20 protein-coding genes are annotated in these 21,236 nt (G+C 71.7%); 10 read left to right on the top strand and 10 right to left on the bottom strand.

The genetic code is table 11. The features are described from left to right. Positions 1-85: 85 nt before the first annotated feature. The gene (locus ACWEVP_RS16235) at positions 86-3,229 is read left to right on the top strand and encodes an efflux RND transporter permease subunit (protein ID WP_452063348.1); all 3,144 of its coding nucleotides are present in this window, start codon (positions 86-88) and stop codon (positions 3,227-3,229) included. A 52-nt stretch (positions 3,230-3,281) separates the two neighbouring features. Here ACWEVP_RS16235 and ACWEVP_RS16230 read toward each other — a convergent pair whose 3' ends face one another. Continuing rightward, positions 3,282-4,118, bottom strand: coding sequence for a hypothetical protein (locus ACWEVP_RS16230; protein ID WP_452063347.1), 837 nt, complete (start codon positions 4,116-4,118; stop codon positions 3,282-3,284). A 166-nt stretch (positions 4,119-4,284) separates the two neighbouring features. Then, positions 4,285-4,527 (bottom strand): DUF3039 domain-containing protein, encoded by a 243-nt coding sequence (locus ACWEVP_RS16225; RefSeq protein ID WP_163046767.1) that lies wholly within the window; start codon positions 4,525-4,527, stop codon positions 4,285-4,287. Positions 4,528-4,594: 67 nt separating this feature from the next. On the opposite strand from ACWEVP_RS16225, the gene ACWEVP_RS16220 reads away from it, so the two are divergent. The 4 genes from ACWEVP_RS16220 to ACWEVP_RS16205 are packed head-to-tail and all read left to right on the top strand — an operon-like array spanning position 4,595 to position 7,784. Further along, complete coding sequence (locus ACWEVP_RS16220; protein WP_452063346.1) at positions 4,595-5,383, top strand: sporulation protein; 789 nt, start codon at positions 4,595-4,597, stop codon at positions 5,381-5,383. After that, positions 5,383-6,000, top strand: a complete 618-nt coding sequence (locus tag ACWEVP_RS16215) for an HD domain-containing protein (RefSeq protein WP_452063345.1) — start codon at positions 5,383-5,385, stop codon at positions 5,998-6,000. The genes ACWEVP_RS16220 and ACWEVP_RS16215 overlap by 1 nt, the downstream gene beginning before the upstream one ends. Before the next feature lie 9 nt (positions 6,001-6,009). Beyond that, positions 6,010-6,915 carry a pseudouridine-5'-phosphate glycosidase gene (locus ACWEVP_RS16210; RefSeq protein WP_452063344.1) on the top strand — a complete coding sequence of 302 codons (906 nt, stop codon included), beginning with the start codon at positions 6,010-6,012 and terminating at the stop codon, positions 6,913-6,915. Next, positions 6,912-7,784, top strand: coding sequence for a carbohydrate kinase family protein (locus ACWEVP_RS16205; protein WP_452063343.1), 873 nt, complete (start codon positions 6,912-6,914; stop codon positions 7,782-7,784). The genes ACWEVP_RS16210 and ACWEVP_RS16205 overlap by 4 nt, the downstream gene beginning before the upstream one ends. On the opposite strand, the gene ACWEVP_RS16200 is transcribed toward ACWEVP_RS16205, so the two are convergent. Both ACWEVP_RS16200 and ACWEVP_RS16195 read right to left on the bottom strand, forming a co-directional pair. After that, complete coding sequence (locus ACWEVP_RS16200) at positions 7,781-8,116, bottom strand: DUF3099 domain-containing protein (protein ID WP_452063342.1); 336 nt, start codon at positions 8,114-8,116, stop codon at positions 7,781-7,783. The two genes, ACWEVP_RS16205 and ACWEVP_RS16200, sit on opposite strands and share 4 nt — an antisense overlap. A gap of 17 nt (positions 8,117-8,133) precedes the next feature. Beyond that, the gene (locus ACWEVP_RS16195; RefSeq protein WP_452063341.1) at positions 8,134-9,399 is read right to left on the bottom strand and encodes an amidohydrolase; all 1,266 of its coding nucleotides are present in this window, start codon (positions 9,397-9,399) and stop codon (positions 8,134-8,136) included. 28 nt (positions 9,400-9,427) lie between these two features. Here ACWEVP_RS16195 and ACWEVP_RS16190 point away from each other — a divergent pair, with 28 nt between their 5' ends. The 4 genes from ACWEVP_RS16190 to ACWEVP_RS16175 all read left to right on the top strand — a co-directional run bounded on the left by ACWEVP_RS16190 (position 9,428) and on the right by ACWEVP_RS16175 (position 15,086). Next, positions 9,428-10,930, top strand: coding sequence for a DUF7782 domain-containing protein (locus ACWEVP_RS16190; protein WP_452063340.1), 1,503 nt, complete (start codon positions 9,428-9,430; stop codon positions 10,928-10,930). Further along, positions 10,927-11,352, top strand: coding sequence for a D-aminoacyl-tRNA deacylase (gene dtd, locus ACWEVP_RS16185; RefSeq protein ID WP_452063339.1), 426 nt, complete (start codon positions 10,927-10,929; stop codon positions 11,350-11,352). The genes ACWEVP_RS16190 and dtd overlap by 4 nt, the downstream gene beginning before the upstream one ends. A gap of 289 nt (positions 11,353-11,641) precedes the next feature. Then, positions 11,642-12,673 (top strand): sigma-70 family RNA polymerase sigma factor, encoded by a 1,032-nt coding sequence (locus tag ACWEVP_RS16180; protein ID WP_452063338.1) that lies wholly within the window; start codon positions 11,642-11,644, stop codon positions 12,671-12,673. Positions 12,674-13,412: 739 nt separating this feature from the next. Further along, a complete protein-coding gene (locus ACWEVP_RS16175; RefSeq protein WP_452063337.1) occupies positions 13,413-15,086 on the top strand; it encodes a fumarate hydratase in 1,674 nt (557 codons plus the stop codon). 72 nt (positions 15,087-15,158) lie between these two features. Here the strand turns inward: ACWEVP_RS16175 and ACWEVP_RS16170 are convergent, their stop codons facing one another. From ACWEVP_RS16170 to ACWEVP_RS16145, 6 genes are all read right to left on the bottom strand, one after another. Then, entirely contained in the window at positions 15,159-15,842 is a 684-nt protein-coding gene (locus ACWEVP_RS16170) for a hypothetical protein (protein ID WP_452063336.1), read from the bottom strand. A 166-nt stretch (positions 15,843-16,008) separates the two neighbouring features. Continuing rightward, positions 16,009-17,412, bottom strand: a complete 1,404-nt coding sequence (locus ACWEVP_RS16165; RefSeq protein WP_452063335.1) for an MFS transporter — start codon at positions 17,410-17,412, stop codon at positions 16,009-16,011. Between the two features lie 8 nt (positions 17,413-17,420). Then, positions 17,421-17,858, bottom strand: coding sequence for an SRPBCC family protein (locus tag ACWEVP_RS16160; protein ID WP_452063334.1), 438 nt, complete (start codon positions 17,856-17,858; stop codon positions 17,421-17,423). A 23-nt stretch (positions 17,859-17,881) separates the two neighbouring features. Continuing rightward, positions 17,882-18,367, bottom strand: a complete 486-nt coding sequence (locus ACWEVP_RS16155) for a hypothetical protein (RefSeq protein WP_452063634.1) — start codon at positions 18,365-18,367, stop codon at positions 17,882-17,884. A 158-nt stretch (positions 18,368-18,525) separates the two neighbouring features. Further along, positions 18,526-19,017: a hypothetical protein gene (locus tag ACWEVP_RS16150; RefSeq protein ID WP_452063333.1), complete on the bottom strand. Its 492-nt coding sequence runs from the start codon at positions 19,015-19,017 to the stop codon at positions 18,526-18,528. Positions 19,018-19,069: 52 nt separating this feature from the next. Beyond that, a complete protein-coding gene (locus ACWEVP_RS16145) occupies positions 19,070-19,843 on the bottom strand; it encodes a GntR family transcriptional regulator (RefSeq protein WP_452063332.1) in 774 nt (257 codons plus the stop codon). Between the two features lie 80 nt (positions 19,844-19,923). Between ACWEVP_RS16145 and ACWEVP_RS16140 the strand changes: the two genes are divergently transcribed. Further along, complete coding sequence (locus ACWEVP_RS16140; RefSeq protein WP_452063331.1) at positions 19,924-21,135, top strand: APC family permease; 1,212 nt, start codon at positions 19,924-19,926, stop codon at positions 21,133-21,135. Positions 21,136-21,236 lie beyond the last annotated feature (101 nt).

Raw genomic sequence — 21,236 nt, 5'->3', positions numbered from 1 at the left:
CTCCTCAGGTCGGACATGGCACGCTTCCCCCATCACTGACGAAGGCGTCGGTCGCCGCGTCATTCCCGAGGGGGTTCCCACCACCATGTCCGTGCTGGCCAGACTGAGCCTGCGCAACCGAAGCCTGATCGGCCTGCTCGCGCTGGTCGTCGTCGGCTTCGGCGCTTTCGCGCTGCCGCAGATCAAGCAGCAGCTGTTCCCGTCGCTGCAGTTCCCGCAGGCCCAGATCGTCACCTCCTACGCCGGCGCGTCGCCGGACGCGGTCGACCGGCAGGTCACCGAGCCGCTCGAAGGCGCGCTGCAGGGGCTGAAAGGCCTGGAGGAGATCAACTCCACGTCGTCGGACGGCGTTTCGCGGGTCGTCACGCAGTTCGAGTTCGGCACCGACCTCGACGCCGCGGTCTCGCAGATCCAGCAGGCGGTGAACCAGGTCCGGCCGCGGCTGCCGCAGAACTCCGAGCCGTCCGTGTCCGCGGGCAGCACCGACGACCTGCCGGTCGTGCTGGTCGCCGCGGGCACGTCGGGTGACCCGCAGCAGCTCGCGCCCGCGCTGACCGACCAGGTCGCGCCGGAGCTGCGCAAGATCGACGGCGTGCGCACGGTGACCGTCACCGGTGTGCGGCAGCCGCGCGTCACGATCACGCTCGACTACGCGAAGCTGGCCGCCGCCGGCGTCGACCCGGCGTCGATCGCGACCACGCTGCAGACCGCCGGCGCCGCCGTCCCGGCCGGCACGCTGACCGAAGGCGGCAAGACGCTGAGCGTCCAGGTCGGTGGCGGACAGACCACTGTGGACACCCTCCGCAACCTCTACCTGACCCCGGGTGCCACCGCGGGCGGGACCCGTACCCCGGCGCGGGGGCCGGTGAAGCTCGGCGACGTCGCCGACGTGCAGAGCGGATTCGCGCCGCCGACGTCCATCACGCGCACCAACGGCAAGCCGAGCCTCGGCCTCTCGATCACCATGGTGGACAACGGGAACGCGGTCGCTATCTCCGACGCGGTCCGCGACAAGCTGCCGGACCTGGCGAAGAAGACCGGCTCTGAGATGAGCGTCGTGTTCGACCAGGGCACGCCGGTGAAGGACGCGATCAGCGGCCTGACCACCGAAGGCCTGCTGGGCCTGGCGTTCGCCGTCGTCGTCATCTTGCTGTTCCTGCTTTCGGTGCGCTCGACGCTGGTGACCGCGGTGTCGATCCCGCTGTCGGTGGTCGTCGCGCTGATCGCGCTGTGGACCGGCGACCTGTCGCTCAACCTGCTCACCCTCGGCGCGCTGACCATCGCGATCGGCCGGGTGGTCGACGACTCGATCGTCGTGCTGGAGAACATCAAGCGGCACTTGGGTTACGGCGAAGAGAAGCAACGGGCGGTGCTCGACGGCGTGCGCGAGGTGGCCGGCGCGGTGACGTCGTCCACGCTGACGACCGTCGCGGTGTTCCTGCCGATCGCGTTCGTCGGCGGGTTCGTCGGCGAGCTGTTCTCGCCGTTCGCGATCACCGTCACCGTGGCGCTGCTGGCGTCGCTGCTCGTCTCGCTGACCGTGGTTCCCGTGCTGGCGTACTGGTTCCTGAAGCGGCCGGAGGTCCCGGCGGACGCCGTCGAAGCCGAACGCGCCCGCGAAGCCGCCGTCGAGAAGGAACGCCGCAGCTTCCTGCAGCGGGCCTACCTGCCGGTGATCCGGTTCGCGACCAGGCGGCGGCTGACCGTCGTCCTGCTGGCGCTGCTGATCTTCGCCGGCACGGTCGGGCTCGCGACGCGGCTGAACACGAACTTCCTCGACCAGTCCGGTGGCACCACGCTGAACATGACGCAGAAGCTGCCCGCGGGCACGAGCGTCGAGGCGAAGGAGCAGGCGGCGACGGCGGTCGAGCAGGCCCTCGCGGCCGAGCCCGCGGTGCAGACGTACCAGGTCAGCATCGGCGGGGGCGGCACGTTCGGCTTCGGCGGCGGGACCAACACGAGTATCTCGGTCACCGTCGCGAAGGACACCGACCTCGACGCGCTGTCGGACCGGCTGCGCTCCCAGCTGACCTCGCGCCCGGAGCTCGGCGAGATCAAGATCGGCGCGGACGCGTCCGGGTTCAACTCCGACCAGGTCTCGGTGACGGTGACCGCGCCGTCGGAGGCCGCGCTCAAGCCCGCGTCCGACCAGGTCGTGCAGGCGCTGCGCGGGGTGTCCGGGCTGACCGAGGTGTCCAGCGACCTGAGCGTCGGCTCGCCGCGGGTGCAGGTCGAGGTGGACGACGCCGCGGCCGCCGCGCACGGGCTGTCGGCGAGCACCATCGGCCAGGTCGCCAACCAGGCGATCGCCGGCCGGACGGTGACGCAGCTGCCGGTCGGCGGGCAGCGCACGGACATCGTGCTGCGCGCCGGCACCGCTCCGGTGACGGCCGACCAGGTGAAGGGCCTGCCGATCCCGGGTCCCACCGGGGTCGTCCGGCTCGACGAGGTCGCGAAGGTGTCCACAGTGGACGGACCGGCGTCGGTGCACCGCACCGGCGGTGACCTCAGCACCACGGTGACGGCCAAGAACACCGGCGACGACCTGACCAAGACCACCGCGGACATCAAGTCCAAGCTGGACGCGCTGACGTTCACCGGCGGCGCGTCCTACTCGCTCGGCGGCGTGAGCCAGGACCAGCAGGAGGCGTTCTCGAACCTGTTCCTGGCGCTGCTGGCGGCGATCGCGATCGTGTTCCTGATCATGGTGGCGACGTTCCGCAGCCTGATCCAGCCGCTGATCCTGCTGGTGTCGATCCCGTTCGCGGCGACCGGCGCGATCGGGCTGCTGCTGGCCACCGGCACCGCGCTGGGCCTGCCGGCCCTGATCGGCATGCTGATGCTGGTCGGCATCGTCGTGACGAACGCGATCGTGCTGATCGACCTGATCAACCAGTACCGCGCCGAAGGGATGAGCGTCACCGACGCGGTCACCGAGGGCGGCCGGCGCCGGCTGCGGCCGATCCTGATGACCGCGGCGGCGACGATCTTCGCGCTGATCCCGATGGCGCTGGGCATCACCGGCCAGGGCGGGTTCATCGGCCAGCCGCTCGCCATCGTGGTGATCGGCGGCCTGGTCAGCTCGACGCTGCTGACGCTGGTGCTGGTCCCGACGCTTTACACGATGGTCGAGACCCGCAAGGAACGCCGTCGCGCCCGCCGCGAAGCCAAGCGGACCCCGGCGAAGGCGCCGGAGTCGGAGTCCCTGGACCCCGCCCCGACCGCCTGACCCACGCACGAAGGCCCGGCACTTTCACGTGAAAGTGCCGGGCCTTCGGCGTTCACTGCTTGAAGCGGTAGGTCATCGAGTCGAAGAGGATGCAGATGCTCGGCGACATCACGATCACCCGCAGGGTGCCGTCGCGCTCGTCGAAGTCGATGCCCTCCACCTCGAAGGACCCGCTGCAGCCGCTGCGCAGCGGCAACTGGCCCAGAGAAGTGACGTGACCCGTGACGTCGGAGCCGTTGAGCGTCCCGGCCAGGTCCACCTGCAGCAGCGGCTTCGTCGTGCCGAAGAGGCTGCCGTCCGGGTCGTCGGACGCGCAGAGCAGACGGGTCGCCGTCTGGAAGTCGCAGCCCTGGACGTCACGGACCGGGTGGTCGAGGCGGATCGCCGAGGCGTACGGCAGGTTCTGCGCCGGGTCGGTCGCCACCACACCGGGCATCCGGTGGACCAGGAGCCGGTCCATGGTGCCCCACTCGCCCGCCACCAGCCAGCGCGCGTCGGGCGACACCGCGGCGAAGGAGTTGTTGTTGGCTTCCCAGGACTCGAGGTCGTGCTTGTAGTTCCGCCACGAGCCGTCCGGGGCCTGGACGCGGAAGAGCTTCGCGCCGCGGTCGTCACGCTGGTAGGGCTCGACGTACCAGCCCTGGGCCGAGCCCGGGTCGCCGACGTGGTTCCAGCCCTGGGAGCTCAGGTCCGCCGGGATGGTGCCGACCCCGGTGTAGCGGATGGTGGTGCCCGACGGCCGGACGATGGTGGCGAGCCCCTGGCTCTCGTCGAGCGCGCGGGCGTGGTCGGACCCGACCTCCGTCCACCCGGTGGCGGCCTGGGCCAGAGCGGGTGAGAACGCGGTCAGCAGGGCGGCGACGGCGAGGGCGATCCCGGTTCTGCGCATGTGCGACTCCGGTGGGTGAGGGAACCTGGCGCACTGGATCTACCAGGTGTCCCGCCTCGCGCACACCCTTCTTATGAAGGGTTTTCACGTTTGTTCGGGGATCTGTCCCTTTCCGGACAGCCTTCGGCCCCGGCGGACGACGTCAGCCGGGGTCCGAGCGCCGGGGTCACTCCCCCGGACGCAGCCCGTCGAAGATCTCCTTGCAGGCCGGGCAGACCGGCGAGCCCGGCTTCGGCGACTTCGTCACCGGGAAGACCTCGCCGCACAGCGCCACCACGTGGTTGCCCATGACCGCGCTCTCGGCGATCTTGTTCTTCTTCACGTAGTGGAACATCTTCGGCGAGTCGTCGTCGGTGGTGTCCGTGCCCTCGGGCGTGGTTTCCGGCTTCGTCAGCGTCTCGGTGCTCACCCGTCCATTGTGCCCGAGTCCCGTCGAACCTCGTACGAAAGCCCCTCGACCTGGCAGGATCTGCGGCATGTTCCAGAAGGTGCTCGCGACGTTCGGCTCGGGTGGCGCGAAGATCGACGCCCGCCTGCTCGACCGGGCCGCCACCCCCGGCAGGCCCCTGCACGGCGAGGTCCTGCTGGCCGGCGGCGAGGTCGACCAGGAGATCAAGGGCCTCGCGGTGACGCTGCTGGCCCGCGTCCAGGTCCCCGGCGCGGACAAGGTCGAAGACCTCCCCTTCGGCACCCAGCACCTGGTGGGGAGCGAGATCATCCGCGCGGGGCAGCAGGTGCGCGTGCCGTTCGAGGTGCCGTTGCCGTGGGAGACGCCGGTCACCAGCGTCTACGGCAAGCCGCTCACCGGCATGGCGGTCGGCGTCCGGGCCGAGCTCGACCTCGCGTCCGCGGTGTCCGACCCGTTCGACGCCGACGCCGTCGCGATCGAGCCGCTCCCGGCGCAGAAGCGCGTCCTGGACGCGCTGAGCCGCACGGGCTTCGCCTTCCGCGAGGCGATCCTCGAGCAGGGCCGCATCAACGGCGCCCAGCAGCAGCTGCCGTTCTTCCAGGAGGTCCGCTTCACGCCTTCGCCGCGCTTCGCGAGCGTGTTCTCGCAGCTCGCGGTGACGTTCCTGGCGTCGTCGGACCGCACCGACGTCGTCCTCGAGGTGACCAAGCGGGTCCGGGTCTCGAAGACGGGCGGCTTCGGCGGGCGCGGGCAGGACTTCCTCGGGATGTTCACCATGAAGCCGGACGTGAACTGGGAGAAGCAGCTCGACGACTGGCTCGACCTCCTCGCGCGGCCGCGCGGCATCTTCGACTGATGGAGTGGGACGACGCCGTCGCGGCGCTGGGCGGCCTGTCCGGGTCCCGGCCGCGGCTCGAAGAGCGCTACGGCGAACCCCACCGCCGCTACCACACGCTCACCCACGCGGCCGCCGTCGCGCGCGACTCCGCCTGGCTGGCCGGCGGCCTCGGCGAAACCGACCGCGCGATCGTCGCCGTCGCCGCGTGGGCGCACGACGTCGTCTACGACGCGAACCCCGGCGAGGACGAACGCGCCAGCGCGGCCTGGGCGCGCGCGGCACTCGAAGGTGCCGCCGAACCCCACGTCCAGCGGGTCGAAGGCCTGATCCTCGCCACCGTAAAGCACGACGCCCCGGCCGACGACGCACTGGCCACCGCGCTCCTCGACGCCGACCTCGCCATCCTCGGCGCCCCGAAGGAGCAGTACGCCGTCTACGCCCGCGGCGTGCGCGAGGAGTACGCGAAGTACCCCGACGACGTCTGGCGCGAAGGCCGCATCGCCGTTCTCGAAAGCCTGCTCACGCGCCGGCTCTACCGCAGTGAAGCCGCGCGGGCACGCTGGGCGAGCGCCGCCGAAGCGAACCTGACCGCCGAGCTGACCCACTGGCGCCGCGGGGGACCCGATCACCGATGATGGTTCCTCGTGACCACCCCACTCAACCTGCACGAAGAGGTCGCCTCGGCGTTGCGTGACGGGCACCCCGTCGTCGCGCTGGAGAGCACCATCCTGTCCCACGGCCTGCCGCCGGGCCGCAACCTCGACGTCGCCCGCCGCCTCGAGCGCGTCGTGCGCGACGGCGGTGCCGTCCCGGCCACCATCGCCGTGCTCGACGGGCGCGTCGTCGTCGGCCTCTCCCCCGCCGAGCTCGAGCGCGTCTGCGCGCCGGACGCCGGCCTCGACAAGCTCTCGCTGCGCGACCTCGGGCCGGCCGTCGGCCTCGGCCGCTCGGGCGCGACGACCGTCGCGAGCACGTCGGCGCTGGCCGCCGCGGCCGGCATCGGGATGTTCGCCACCGGCGGGCTCGGCGGCGTGCACGTCGGTGCCGCGCAGTCCTGGGACGTCTCGGCGGACCTCGGCGTGCTGGCGAAGGTGCCGACCGTCGTCGTCTGCTCCGGGGTGAAGTCGGTGCTCGACATCCCGGCCACGCTCGAGGTGCTGGAGACGAACTCGGTGCCGGTGCTGGGCTACCGCACCGACGACTTCCCGGCGTTCTACCTCCGCTCGTCCGGGCACGCCGTCGGCTGGCGGGTCGACGACCCGAAGCAGGCCGCCGCCGTGGTCGCCGCGCACCGCGCGTACGCGGGTTCCGGTGTCCTGCTGGCGAACCCGATCCCCGAGGCGTCCGAAATGGACAAGGAGCTGCACGACCGGCTGCTCGCCGAAGGCCTCGCGCTGGTCGAGGAGCAGGGTGTGCACGGCGCCGACGTCACGCCGGTGCTGCTGGAGCACTTCCACACCGCGAGCGGCGGCGTCAGCATCGACGCCAACGAAGCCCTGGTGCTCAACAACGCGAAGCTCGCCGCCGAAGTCGCGGTGGCGCTGTCGTGAGCGGGATCGTGGTGGTCGGCGACGCGGCCCTCGACGTGATCGCCCGGCACGACAAGCCGCTCCCGCACGGCGGCGACGCCCGCGCGAAGATCCGCTTCACCGGCGGCGGCTCGGGCGCCAACACGGCGCTGTGGCTGCGTCACCTCGGCGCCGAGACGACGCTGCTCGCCCGGATCGGCGACGACCCCGGCGGCCGGCTGATCCGCGCGGAGCTGGAGGCGGCGGGCGTGCGGTGCGCGTTCGCCGTCGACCCCGAGGCGCCGACGTGCTGCGTCGTGGTCATGGTCGACGGCTCCGGGCAGCGCAGCATGCTCGCCGATCGCGGCGCGAACCAGCGCTTCGCGCCCGAAGACGTCACGCCCGAGGCGCTGGCCGGGGCGAACCACCTGCACCTGTCCGGGTACGTGCTGCTCGACCCGCCCTCGCGCGCGGCCGGGCTGGCCGCGCTCGCGGCGGCGAAAGAAGCCGGGCTGACGACCTCGGTCGACCCGCAGGCGGCCGCGCACATCACCGACCCGGCGGCGTTCCTCGACGACGTCCGCGGCGTCGACCTGCTGATGCCGAACACCGAGGAACTGGTGGCGCTGACCGGGTCGGCGGACCCGGCGTCGGCGAAGGAACTGCTCGGCACGGTCGGCGCGGTGGTCGTGACGGCCGGGCTGGGCGGTGCGAGCTGGGTCGACGCGGACGGCGTGACGAGCGTCCCGGCGGTGGAGGCCGACTGCATCGACTCCACCGGCGCGGGCGACGCGTTCGACGCGGGCGTGCTCACCGGCTGGCTGGCCGGGGAGTCCACTGTGGACGTCCTGCGGCACGGGACGCGGCTGGGCGCGCTGGCCGTCGGGAAGGTGGGCCCGCAGCCCGGCTAACCGTCGATCACCCGGTGGCTGGTGCCTTCGATCGCCTTCGCCTCGCGCTGGTACCGCGAGACGTTCTCGGACTTGCGGGGCGGGCGGTCGTTGGCGATCAGCACCGCGATCCACGGCAGCGGCACCGAAATCGCGAGGAAGCCCAGCGCCAGCCACCACGTGTGGTAGGTCAGCCCGGCGAGGATCAGGCACGGGATCCGGCAGGCCATCATGATCACGTACTTGCGCTTGCGGGCGGCGAACTGCTCTTCGTACGACGGGGCCGCCCCGGTGATCAGCACCGGGTCCGAGTCCTTGGCGGGCGTGGTCACTGCACCACCTCCGCGATCCATCGTCCCACCTGTTCCGCTCATCCGACACCTGGGTGGGACAACCGGCTCAACGCCGCCGCCACGAGGGTCTCGATGCCCGTGCGCAGCGTCGGGTGCAGCACCGGGGCGAAGCGCGGCGAGTGGTTGGACGGGATGTCGCGCTCGAACCGGCCCTCGGTCATCGCCGTGATCACCGTCTGCGGGTCGAAGCCGCCGACCAGCCAGAACACCGACGGCACGCCGGACGCGCGGCCGAACTCGCTGAAGTCCTCGCTGCCGGTGACCAGCGGCGCAGGCAGCACCACGTCGGCGCCGAAGTGGCCGCGGAAGACCTCGGTGAGCGCGTCGGTGGCGGCTTCGTCGTTTTCCGTGACCGGGTAGGCACCCGACCGCTCGATGTCCGGCGGCTTCGGCGCCCCGGCGGTGGCCGCCTCGCCGTTGACGATCCGTTCGACCGCGGCCAGCACCCGCTCGCGGACGGCCTGGTCGAACGACCGGACGTTGACCTCGAGCACGGCGTCGTCGGCGATCACGTTGCTCGCGGTGCCCACGTGCAGGGAGCCGACGGTGACCACGGCCGACTCGGTGGCCGCGATCTCGCGCGAGACGATCGTCTGGAGCTTGAGGACGACCGACGCGGCCAGCACGGCCGGGTCGACGGTGGTCTCCGGGCGCGAGCCGTGCCCGCCGCGGCCGTGCAGGGTGATGCGCAGCGTGTCGGTCGCGGCCATGATCACGCCCGGCCGGGTGAGCACCCAGCCGGCCGGGCCGGGCACCAGGTGCTGGCCGAACACGACGTCGGGGGCGCCGGCCCGGTCGAAGAGACCGTCGCGGACCATCCGGACGGCGCCACCCGCGCCCTCCTCGCCGGGCTGGAAGACCACCTGCAGCGTGCCCGACCACGTGTCGCGGCCCTTCGCCAGCAGCGCGGCGGCGCCCGAGAGCCAGGTGGCGTGCATGTCGTGCCCGCACGCGTGCATCACGGGAACGTCCTTGCCGTGCTCGTCGGTGCCGCGGGCGGTGCTCGCGTACGACAGCCCGGTCTTCTCCTCGACCGGCAGCGCGTCGATGTCGGCGCGCAGCATGACCGCCGGGCCCTCGCCGTTGCGCAGCACGCCCAGCACCCCCGTGCCGGCGATGCCGGTGTGCACCTCGTAGCCGTCGCGCTCCAGCCGCCGGGCCAGCTCGGCCGCCGTCCGGGTCTCGGCGAACGACAGCTCGGGGTGGCGGTGGAGGTCGATGTACAGCGCTTCGAGCTCGGGCAGCGCCGCGTCGAGCGGGGCGAGGACGCGTTCAAGGGTCACGGGGGCCATCGTGGCAGCATTACCCACCGTGAGCACGCGAAGCGTACTGCCCGACCTGTCCGACGACGTCTGCGCGCGGCTGCGCGAGGCCTTCCGGCGCACCTCCTACGACGCCGACGGCGTGGTGGCCGCCCTCGGCGGGGCCGCCCACGCGGCGCTGGGCCGCGGCGAGCCGGTGCCCGCCGAGCGGGCGAGCCGGGACGCGGGTGACCTGGGGACGCTGATCCGGCTGTTCCTGCTCGGCGGCACCGAGCCGGAGACCGCGGTCAAGGCCGCGTTCGCGCCGCTCTCGCCCGAAGACGCCGTCGCCGCGGGAGTTCTCTCGGAAGTCCCGGACGGCTACCGCGCCGCGCTCGACATCCGCCCCCACGGCGACGAGGAAGGCTCCTGGTGGGTCGTGTCCGACCTGGACGCCGACGTGCTGGGCCGGACCGTGCCCGAGGACCACGTGCTCGGCGTCGGCCACGCGTCGCTGTCGCTGATCCGCGCGACCAGCCGCCGCCCGGTCGGCACGCTGCTCGACCTGGGCACCGGCAACGGCGTCCAGGCCCTGCACGCGACCCGGCACGCCCAGCGCGTGACCGCCACGGACGTCTCCGAGCGGGCCCTCTCCCTGGCCGCGGCGACGTTCCGGCTGAACGAGCTGGACGTCGAGCTGGTCCGCGGCGAATGGTTCGCGCCGGTCGCGCGGCGCAAGTTCGACCAGGTCGTCTGCAACCCGCCGTTCGTGGTCGGGCCGGCGCGCGTCGACTACACCTACCGCGACTCCGGGCTGGCCGGTGACGACGCGAGCGCGCTGGTCGTCCGCCAGCTGCCGGGCTTCCTCAACGAAGGGGGTGTCGGCCAGCTCCTGGCTTCGTGGGTGCACACCGGCAAAGAGGACTGGGCCGACCGGGTGAGCCGCTGGCTGCCCGCCGAGACCGACGCGTGGTTCGTCCAGCGCGACGTCGCCGATCCGGCGCTCTACGTCGGCACCTGGCTGCGGGACGCGGGCCTCGACCCGCGCTCGCCGGAAGGCCGGGCGAAGGCGGCGGCGTGGCTCGACTGGTTCGCGGCGAACGACGTCCGGGGCATCGGCTTCGGCTTCGTCACCTTGCGGCGGGCGTCCGGGCGGACACCGACCGTCGTCTGCGAAGACCTGCGGCAGGCCTACGACGACCCGCTGGGCCCGGAAGCGGCCGGCTGGCTGGACCGCGTGGAATGGTTGCGCGAATCGGGCGAATCACTACTCGATGTCCGTTTTGTGGTGCCCGACACGGTTTTGCTGGAAAGCATCGAGGAACCCGGCGACGAAGGCTGGGCGACGACCGTCCGGCGGCTGCACCGCACCGACGGGCCCGGCTGGCAGCACGAGGTCGACGAGCTGGCCGCGCGGCTCCTGGCGGGTTGCCGCGGCGCACTGCCCCTGGAGGACCTGATCGAGCTCCTCGCGTTCTCGCAGGGGCTCGAAGCTTCGGAGCTGGCGGCCACCGCGCTGCCCGTCGTCCGCGAGCTCGTCCGGCATGGGATGCTCGTCCCGGCGGCCCGGTGAAGGCCGTCGCGGCCCGCGTCACGCGGGCGGACGTGACCGTCGACGGCGAGGTCGTCGGGGCGATCGACGAGCCGGGTTTGCTGGTGCTGCTGGGAATCCACGTCGACGACGACGCGGCGAAGGCCGCCGTGATGGCGCGCAAATTGCACGAGCTGCGCGTGCTGCGCGACGAGGAATCATGCGCCACGGCGAATGCGCCGCTGCTCGTGGTGAGCCAGTTCACGCTCTACGGCGACACGAAGAAAGGGCGGCGGCCGTCGTGGACGCGGGCCGCCCGGCCGGAGGTCGCGGAGCCGTTGGTGGACACCGTCGTGGCCGAGCTGCGCGGCCGCGGCGCCACCGTGGCGACGGGCCGTTTCGGGGCGATGATGGCGGTCTCGAGCGTCAACGACGGTCCGTTCACGGTGCTCGTGGAGGTCTAGACCACCCCGCCGCGGTTCACGTCTTGACATGATTCACATGGGATTCTCAGGTTTCCCGGTCACGGAACGTTCTCAGTAAAAGCTCAGCAATGGTCGAGCAACCGGAGCGCGCCGGCAGCCGTCTCCTTTTCAGGCGAGCCGGGAACGTTTTGGAAACCCGGAGCGTTGTGCCAGATGTCCAGCCAAGCCGGCCGGACCGGCGTACCGGGTTCCACAGGCCCCGGTCCGCGGGTACGCACCCGGTGGGACGACCGCAGCAGCACGTTCAGCCCGTGACCGGGGAGGCAGAATGTCAGTCCAGACTCTCGAACGCGAGTCGCGCGGGATTCGCGAGCGCATCCCGGCTCAGGTGTCCGAGGAGCCGGCCGTGGGCGTGGGGGCGCTCACCGACGCCGACCTCGACGCCCAGAGCCCCGCCGCCGACCTCGTCCGCGTCTACCTCAACGGCATCGGCAAGACGGCCCTGCTGTCCGCGGCCGACGAGGTCGAGCTCGCCAAGCGCATCGAAGCCGGCGTCTTCGCCCAGCACATGCTGGACACCGGGGAGAACCTCACCCCGAAGCGCCGCAAGGAGCTCTCCGCCCTGGTCCGGGACGGGCACGTGGCCAAGAACCACCTGCTGGAGGCCAACCTCCGCCTGGTGGTCTCGCTGGCCAAGCGCTACACCGGCCGGGGGATGCCGCTGCTCGACCTGATCCAGGAGGGGAACCTGGGCCTGATCCGCGCGGTGGAGAAGTTCGACTACTCCAAGGGGTTCAAGTTCTCGACCTACGCGACCTGGTGGATCCGCCAGGCCATCACCAGGGGCATGGCCGACCAGGGCCGCACCATCCGGCTCCCGGTCCACCTGGTGGAACAGGTCAACAAGCTGGCCCGCATCAAGCGCGACCTGCACCAGCAGCTCGGGCGTGACGCGACCAACGAGGAGCTGTCGGCCGAGTCGGGCATCCCGGCGCACAAGATCTCGGACCTGCTCGACCACTCGCGTGACCCGGTAAGCCTGGACATGCCGGTCGGCACCGAGGAGGACGCCCCGCTGGGCGACTTCATCGAGGACTCCGAGGCGACGGACGCGGAGAGCGCGGTGATCTCGGGCCTGCTGCAGGACGACCTGCGCCGGGTGCTGGCGACGCTGGACGACCGCGAGCAGCACGTGATCCGCCTGCGCTACGGCCTCGACGACGGCCAGCCGCGCACGCTCGACCAGATCGGCAAGCACTTCGGGCTCTCCCGCGAGCGCGTCCGCCAGATCGAGCGCGAGGTCATGTCGAAGCTCCGCCAGGGCGAGCGGGCGGACCGCCTCCGCGCGTACGCCAGCTGATCGCTTCTTGTGAAGGGGCGGGTGCAGAGTGCACCCGCCCCTTTCGCGTGTCTTCGACCAGCGGTTCCGCGTTTCACGCAGCGCCCCCGGAAAATTTTTCACGAATCCGGGGTTTCGCCGCGCCGGGAGGTGGGTAGCAACCCGTGGCCAGCACCCGTTCGGCAGCGTTGACTTATGACGTTGGTCACGACAGCCTCGTCTGAGGTGGCCACCGGCGCAGGCGCAGGCTTCGCGACCGGATGTGCACGCATCCGGAAGCGTTCCCCGGGAGGTCGGGTCCGTCGGGGTGGACCCGGCCTCCCGACCAAAGTCCGGGAGGCCCGCGAACGCACGCCGGCAGCACAACCCGGGACGCCCCGCAAACGGACGCCGGCAGCACGACCCGGCACCCCACGAACCAGTCCGCCCCGCAACCCCGATCCGAAGCCAGAACACGGCCGGCGGTGCCGGGTCAAGGCACGCTTTCCCGCCTTGACGCGGTACCGCCGGCCGTAGTCACAATCGGGCTTCGGGGTTGTGGAGATCCCCAGCCCACGGCCGAGGGGTTGCAGGGATCCCAGCCCGCGGCCGAGCGGTTCGGAGGATCCCCAGCCCACGGCGAGGGGTTGTGGGAATCCCCAGCCCGCGGCCGAACGCGGAACGAGCGTGGGGTGGCCCACAGTGACCGGGTGCTTCTGACTCGTACAGCTCGAGCCTGCGTAGGGTGGACCGATCCCGGAGCTGGCAAAGGAGCCTGGCAGTGCCGTCCACCACCACGTTTCAGCACACCGAAGTCCTCCCGCTCGGCAAGGACACCACCACGGAGTACCGGCTGGTCACCGACGAGGGCGTCGAGACCGTCGAGGCCGTCGGGCGGAAGTTCCTGAAGATCGCCCCGGAAGCGCTCACCACGCTCGCCCGCACCGCGATCCACGACATCCAGCACCTGTTGCGCACGTCACACCTGCGCCAGCTGCGCGCGATCGTCGACGACCCCGAGGCCTCCGGCAACGACCGCTTCGTCGCCATGGACCTGCTGCGCAACGCCGCCATCTCCGCGGGCGGGGTCCTCCCCATGTGCCAGGACACCGGGACCGCCATCGTCATCGGCAAGCGCGGCGAAGGCGTCCTCACCGGCGGTGACGACGAGCGCGCCCTCTCCCAGGGCATCTTCGACGCCTACCAGCAGCTCAACCTGCGCTACTCGCAGATGGCGCCGGTCACCTTCTGGGACGAGCGCAACACCGGGACCAACCTCCCCGCCCAGGTCGAGCTCTACCACAAAGACAACACAGCCGGGCAGCCCGAAGATCCTTCCTACGAGTTCCTCTTCATGGCCAAGGGCGGCGGCAGCGCCAACAAGACGTTCCTGTACCAGGAGACCAAGGCCGTCCTGAACCCGAAGCGGCTCGCGCGCTTCCTCGACGAGAAGCTGCGCAGCCTCGGCACCGCGGCCTGCCCGCCGTACCACCTGGCGATCGTCGTTGGCGGCATGTCCGCCGAGTTCAACCTCAAGGTCGCGAAGCTCGCCTCCGCGCGCTACCTCGACAACCTCCCCGCCGAGGGTTCCGAGCTGGGCCACGCCTTCCGCGACCAGGACCTCGAGCAGCAGGTGCTGGAGATGACCCGCCAGTTCGGCATCGGCGCGCAGTTCGGCGGCAAGTACTTCTGCCACGACGTCCGCGTCATCCGGCTCCCCCGCCACGGCGCCAGCTGCCCCGTCGGCATCGCCGTCTCCTGCTCCGCCGACCGGCAGGCGAAGGCGAAGATCACCGCCGACGGCGTGTTCATCGAGCAGCTCGAGCGCGACCCGGCCCGCTTCCTGCCGGACGTCACCGAGGAAGACCTCTCCGACGACGTCGTGAGCGTCGACCTCAACCGGCCGATGGCCGAGATCCGCGCGCAGCTCTCGCAGCTGCCGGTCAAGACGCGGCTTTCGCTCACCGGGCCGCTGGTCGTCGCCCGCGACATCGCGCACGCGAAGATCGCCGAGCGCCTCGACGCCGGCGAGGAGATGCCGGACTACCTGAAGAACCACCCGGTCTACTACGCCGGTCCCGCGAAGACGCCGGAGGGCTACGCGTCCGGTTCGTTCGGGCCGACGACGGCCGGGCGGATGGACTCCTACGTCGAGCAGTTCCAGGCCGCCGGCGGCTCGCTCGTCATGCTGGCCAAGGGAAACCGCTCGAGGCAGGTGACGAACGCGTGCCAGTCGCACGGGGGGTTCTACCTCGGTTCGATCGGCGGCCCGGCGGCGCGGCTCGCGCAGGACTGCATCAAGAAGGTCGACGTCCTCGAGTACGCCGAGCTCGGGATGGAAGCCGTCTGGAAGATCGAGGTCGAGGACTTCCCGGCGTTCATCGTCATCGACGACAAGGGCAACGACTTCTTCGCCAGCACCGGCGACCCGGTGCTGCAGATCAGCTTCCGCTAGCAGGCAGCGTCCGCCAAAAACGGGGAAGGGGACACCGGCCCGCCGCCGGTGCCCCCTTTCTTCCCTGCTCCCTCAGCCGACGCGCTCGATCCGCGCGCGCCGGATGAGGAACTTTCCGGGTTCCCGAACCTGTTCGAAGGCCGCGTTGTTGAGCAGCGTGCAGCTGCCCGACACCGACGTGACCTCCACCGTGGTGGACTTCGAGTTGTCCAGGTTGGTCACCTTCAGCTTGGTCCCCGCGGGGAACTGGTTGCTGGACGCGGCCGGCGCGCCCCCTTCGCCCGAGAGCGTCACGGTGGAGCCGGCGCACACGACGTCCCCGGTCGCCCCCTGACCGGCCGCGGCGGCGCCGGTGCCGGCCTGGTCCTGCTTCTTCTGCTGGCCGGGTGCCTGCGCCTTGCCCGGTGCGTTGCCGGAGTTGCCCGGGGCCTGCGCGGCCTGGCCGTTGTTCGCGACGACGTTCGCGGTGCAGCCCGCGACCTGCCGCCGCTGCTGGATCAGGTCGACGACCGCCTGGCGGTTGGCGATCCGCGCGGCCGACTGCGCGTCCGGGTTCGCCTGCTGGCCCGCGATGAAGTTCAGGTTGTTCTGCAGGGCGGTGTCGAGTCCCCCGCAGTTTTCCTTGGGCGCTTCGGCCGCATTGCCCGCGGGACTGCTCAGCGCGATGGCGGCCGCGGTGATGCCGGAAACGCCCAGCAACGCGGCCAGCCCGACGGTCGCCTGCTTGCGGTGCCGACCACTGCTCAACCGGGGCATGTGCCCCTCCTCTCTGATCACCACCTCACCCCTGGACACGGCTCGGTAACACGGGCGGTTCACCGGATTCGCCGGAACTTTTTCGACGGCTTCGACAGATAAGGAAAAGAAGTGGTCCGGACCACCTGGGTCGAACCGGGCGATGACCAGCGGCTGGGCGCCGCGATCACGCCAGCTGGGCGGACTCGTGGTCCGAACCATTCACCCGCGCCGCCGTGGCCTGGGCCCACCGCCCGGTCGTCGCCAGCCCCAGGACGAACACCAGCGCCCCGCACCCCGCCACGATCGCCCACACCGCGTGGCCCGTTCCCGGTGGCGTCCTCCCGTCCGCCGCCACCACCGCGCCGATCACCGCCACCCCCAGCGCGGTCCCCACCTGGCGGCTCGTCGACGCCACCGCCGCCGCCAGGCCCGCCTGCTCGCGCGGCATCCCGGACACCGCCGCGTTCGTGATCGGCGCGTTGAGCAGGCCGTAGCCGATGCCGAAGCACACGTACCCCGCCACCACCCCCGCGATCGGCGTCGCCGGGCCGATCCCCGCCAGCACCACGCCGGACGCCGCGATTCCCGCGCCGGCCACCAGCAGTGGCAGCCGCGGGCCGCGAGCGCCGGTCAGCCGCCCCGACAGCGGCGCGCCCACCGCCGTCAGCACCGCCATCGGCAGCGTCAGCAACCCCGCGTGGAGCACCGAGAACCCGCGCGTCTCCTGCAGGTACAGCGTGGTCAAGAACAAGAACCCCGACAGCGCGGCGAACCCGGCGACCGCGGTGAGCGTCGCCCCCGAGAACGGCACGCTGCGGAAGAACCTCAGTTCCAGCAACGGATCCCGGCGCCGCCGTTCGTACGGCAGCAGCACCGCCAGCGCCGCCGCGGCGACCACGAAGCAGCCCACCACCACCGGCGTCCCCGCACCGCGGCCTTCGATGATCCCGTACGTCAGCGACGCCAGCAGGACGATCACCAGCAGCTGCCCGACCGGGTCGAGGCGGCGCGGGCGCGGGGCGCGCGATTCCGGGACGAACAGCGCCGTCAGCACGATCGCGGCGATGCCCACCGGGACGTTGATCCAGAAGATCGAGCGCCAGCCCGCCCGGTCGACGAGCACGCCGCCGAGCACCGGGCCGACCGCCAGGCTCAGCCCGTTCACCCCGGCCCACACGCCGATCGCGCGGGCCCGGTCACGGGGATCGGTGAAGACGTTCGCGACGATCGACAGCGCGACCGGGTTGAGCATCGACCCGCCGATCGCCTGCAGCGCGCGGAACGCGATCAGCAGCCCGATGCTCGGCGCGATCCCGCACAGCAGCGACCCGACGCTGAACAGGGCCAGGCCGGTCTGGAACGTCCGGCGCCGCCCGATCCGGTCCGCGGTCGAACCGGACAGCATGAGCAGGCTCGCCAGCACCAGCGTGTACGCGTCGATCGTCCACTGCAGACCGGAGACCGACGCGCCCAGCTCGTGGCGGATCGAGGGCAGCGCGAGGTTCACGATCGTGTTGTCGAGCCCGACGATGAACAGGCTCAGGCAGCAGATCGCGAGGACCGCCCGCCGTCGCACCGGCTGTGGCACGGCCGTCGTCAGGCCGGGAACAGCTCGGTGAGCCGCGCCAGGGTCTTCTCGATGCCCTCGGCGTTCTTGCGCGGGAACGGGCTGAGGCTGATGGCGAGCGGGAACTTCGCCGTCGACCAGTCGAACGTCTCGGTGACCTCGGTGCGGCCGTCGCCGAGGGGCTCGAGCCGCCAGCGCCAGCGGTGGCCGTTGAAGTGGCGCCAGGCGATGAGCCTGCCCTCTTCGAACTCGACGACGGTGTTGAGGATCTTGTACGACGCGCCGAGCTTCATGTCCATGCCGAACTTCGCGCCGAGCGTGAGCCGGTCCGGGCCGCCGGACTGGGCGGCCCGGACCGTGCCGGATCCGTCGATGAGCGGGTGCTGGGCCGGATCGGCGAGCAGCCCGAAGATCTTCTCGGGCGGCGCGGCGACGATCGCGGTGCGTGAGACCTGGCGGCTTCCCATCACCCGAGCCTAGGCCAGGGTGATCACTTCGGCGGCGTGGTCTTCAGCACGACCGTGCGCTGGTCCAGCGGCGCGGCCAAGGCGACCGAGATCACCGGGTACCGGATGTCCATCGTGCACATCTGGCCGGTCTGGGCCTTGGTCTCGCTCAGGTTGACCACGACGCGGTCACCCGCCTGCTGGGTCGCCTCCCCGAGCGCGTGCCCGCAGCCGCCTTCCTGGGCGCGGATGTTGAGGATCGTGCCACCGTTGGCCGTCCACACCTCGTGCGGGTAGCCGCCGGGCAGCGCCGAGGCGTCGACCTTCTCCGGCGGCACCGGCGTACTGCCCTCGGGCACGGTGAGCCGGGGTTTGCCCGGCGGCGACGTCGGCAGCACCGACTGGGTGGGCGACGTCGAAACGCTCCCGGTGGGCGCGGCCGATTCACCTCCGGCAGCGGGCTGGCTGGTGGGCATGTCCTGGCCGGCGCAGGCCGTTGCCATCAGCAGGAACGCGCCTGTCCCGACCACCTTCGCTAAGTACCTCATGTCCCGAAGACGGAACGGGCGGCGAGGGGGTTGCATCGAAGATCGACGGGTTCGTGGGTTTTTCACGAAGCTCCCCGGACATGGTCCGGGAGGGTGGCCCCGGGCATCCCGGGGCCACCCTCCCAGCGTCGGTCGAGCCGTCAGCCCTGGCGGAGCACCACCGTGCGCGTGCCGAGCGGCTCGGCGAGGGTCAGCGGGATGCTGACCTCCTTGATGTAGTCCGGGCACATCTGGCCCTTCTTCGCCGCGATGACGGAGACCAGCACGACCACCTGCTGCGGCGTCTGGTCACCGACGTGCGCGGCGACGCGGCGGCAGCCGCCCTCCTCCGCCTGGAGGATCACCGTCCTGCCGTCGAGGCTGCGGGTGAGGCTCCGGGGGTAGCCCTCGGGCAGCCCCCGCGCGTCGACCTGGGACTCCGCGATCACGTCGTCACCCGGGGCGATGCCCTGCGTCGGCCGGCCGACGGTCTGCGACGGCGGCGGCGCGGCCGTCGGCGAACCCGGCACCACCGGCGATGCCGACGTCGTGGGCGTTTCCGGTCCGGCGCTGCCCGGAGCGCCCGCGGTACCCGCCGCCCCGCACGCCGTCAGCGTGAGGAGCAGCAGGCCGGTACCCAGCAGTGTGCGCATACCTCCAGGACGGAGCGGACGCCCGATCGGTTGCACCGGCCACCCGGCCGCGTCAGGCGCGCCCCAGCCGGGTCACGAAGCTCAACCGGTCACCCCGGTACAGCGACCGCACCCGCTCGAACGGCACCCCGTCCGGGCCCCACGAAATCCGGTGCATCAGCAGCATCGGCAGCGCCGGGTTGGTGCCGATCAGCAACGCCTCGCGCGGCGTCGCCAGCACCGTCTCGACGCGCTCCTCGGCGCCGTCGAACACCACGCCGAGCTTCTCGCTCAGGCACGCGTACAGCGACTGCTCGGGGTTGAACACCTCCAGCAGCGTCGGGAACCGCTCCGCCAGGAGATAGGTCGACTCCAGCCCGACGCGCTCCTCGTCGGCCAGCAGGACGCGCTCGATGTGGATCACCTCGGCGTCCGAGGTGACCTGCAGGTCGGCCGCCAGCGCGCTGCCCGCCAGGCGCCGCTCCAGGGTGATCACCGTGCGGCCCGGCCGGATCCCCTGGCGGCGCAACCCTTCCGTGTAGCTCACCAGGGCCAGCGGCTGCACCAGCTTCGGGCCGGCGACGAACGTGCCGCTCCCCTGGCGCCGGCTGAGCCTGCCCTCGAGCACCAGCTCGCCGACCGCCTGCCGTACCGTCGCCCTCGACACTTCGAACCGCTCGCACAGCTCCCGTTCCGTGGGCAGCACCGATCCTTCCCCCAGTTCCGCGATCACCGCCAGCAGCTCGACTTTGACCGCGAAGTAACGCGGGACGCGGCCGTGCTCGGGAATCCCGTCGAGCACGGGACCGTCGGCGGACAGGCGGGAATGGCGTGAAGGGGCGGGCACGGAATCGACCCTATTCGTTTCCCGGTGCGCCGTGGTTCGCTGTGGCGCGTAACACGGCCGTCACACGGAGGATCACCCGGATGCGCTCGACCCCGCTGGCTCGCCGGCTCGGCCTCGCCGACGCCGTTTTCCTCGGACTGGGCTCGATGATCGGCGCCGGTGTCTTCGCCGCGTTCGCCCCGGCGGCGCGGGCCGCGGGGGCCGGATTGCTCATCGCACTGGTCCTCGCGGCCGTCGTCGCCTACTGCAATGCGATGTCTTCGGCGCGATTGGCCGCGATTTACCCCCAATCGGGCGGTACCTACGTTTACGGCCGGGAAAGGCTCGGTGAATTCTGGGGATACCTGGCCGGCTGGGGATTCGTCACCGGCAAGACGGCCAGCTGCGCCGCGATGACGCTGACCGTCGTCGCCTACGCCGCACCCGGGCTCGGGCAGCCGTGGCGCGGCCTGCTCGCCGTCGCCGTCGTCGCCGCGCTCACGACGGTCAACTACTTCGGCGTGCACCGCTCCGCGCTGGCGACCCGGGTGATCGTGTCGTGCACCCTGCTCGTGCTCACCGCCGCCGCCGTCGCGATGGCCGCCGGACCGCGCGCCGGCGGCCCGCTCGTCGCCTGGCCGGGCGGCGGGGGCGTCCTGGAGGCGGCCGGGCTGCTCTTCTTCGCCTTCGCCGGGTACGCGCGGCTCGCGACGCTCGGCGAGGAAGTCCGCGACCCGGCCCGGACCATCCCCCGCGCCATCCCGCTGGCGCTGGGCCTCACCCTCGTCGTCTACGCGGCCCTGGCGGTGCTGCTGCTCGTCCGCCTGGGCCCGGCCGCGCTCGCCGCGAGCCCCGACCCGATCGCGGCCGCCGTGCCCGGGTGGCTCGCCCCGGTCGTGCGGGTGGGCGCGGCGCTGGCGGCGCTCGGTTCGCTGCTCGCGCTCATCCTCGGCGTCTCGCGCACGACACTGGCGATGAGCCGCGACGGCCACCTCCCCCGGTTCCTCGCCGCCGTGCACCCCCGCTACGACGTGCCGCACCGCGCCGAGCTCACCGTCGGGCTCGTCGTCGCCGTGCTCGCCGCGTTCCTCGACCTGCGCGCCGCGATCGGCTTCTCGTCCTTCGCCGTCCTTACGTACTACGCGGTCGCCAACGCCGCCGCGCTCACCTTGAAGGGGAAGGCGCGAGCCGTCGTGGGCCTGGCCGGGTGCGTGGTGCTGGCGTTCAGCCTGCCGCTGCCGTCCGTGCTGGCCGGCTGCATCGCGTTGGTGCTGGGCGCTTCGGCCTACGGCGTTCGCCGGATCCGGCGGTGAGAAATCACCCAACCGCCCGAAAGATCCGAAGAAAGTCGGTTGTCCGGGTATGTGAGCACCTGGTGTAGTCGTGGGGCCGCTGTCGGCAACGGCTTCCACTG

This window comes from Amycolatopsis sp. NPDC003865 (assembly GCF_053605345.1).
Note: the sequence above shows the minus strand (reverse complement) of the source record. Positions and strands in the feature narration are given on the sequence as shown.

What these genes read in the sequence shown, in the direction of transcription:
- ACWEVP_RS16235 (WP_452063348.1), top strand. Translation starts at nt 86, where the DNA reads ATGTCCGTGCTGGCCAGACTGAGCCTGCGCAACCGAAGCCTGATCGGC.
- ACWEVP_RS16230 (WP_452063347.1), bottom strand. Translation starts at nt 4,118, where the DNA reads ATGCGCAGAACCGGGATCGCCCTCGCCGTCGCCGCCCTGCTGACCGCG.
- ACWEVP_RS16220 (WP_452063346.1), top strand. Translation starts at nt 4,595, where the DNA reads ATGTTCCAGAAGGTGCTCGCGACGTTCGGCTCGGGTGGCGCGAAGATC.
- ACWEVP_RS16215 (WP_452063345.1), top strand. Translation starts at nt 5,383, where the DNA reads ATGGAGTGGGACGACGCCGTCGCGGCGCTGGGCGGCCTGTCCGGGTCC.
- ACWEVP_RS16200 (WP_452063342.1), bottom strand. Translation starts at nt 8,116, where the DNA reads ATGGATCGCGGAGGTGGTGCAGTGACCACGCCCGCCAAGGACTCGGAC.
- ACWEVP_RS16180 (WP_452063338.1), top strand. Translation starts at nt 11,642, where the DNA reads ATGTCAGTCCAGACTCTCGAACGCGAGTCGCGCGGGATTCGCGAGCGC.
- ACWEVP_RS16170 (WP_452063336.1), bottom strand. Translation starts at nt 15,842, where the DNA reads ATGCCCCGGTTGAGCAGTGGTCGGCACCGCAAGCAGGCGACCGTCGGG.
- ACWEVP_RS16160 (WP_452063334.1), bottom strand. Translation starts at nt 17,858, where the DNA reads ATGGGAAGCCGCCAGGTCTCACGCACCGCGATCGTCGCCGCGCCGCCC.
- ACWEVP_RS16150 (WP_452063333.1), bottom strand. Translation starts at nt 19,017, where the DNA reads ATGCGCACACTGCTGGGTACCGGCCTGCTGCTCCTCACGCTGACGGCG.
- ACWEVP_RS16140 (WP_452063331.1), top strand. Translation starts at nt 19,924, where the DNA reads ATGCGCTCGACCCCGCTGGCTCGCCGGCTCGGCCTCGCCGACGCCGTT.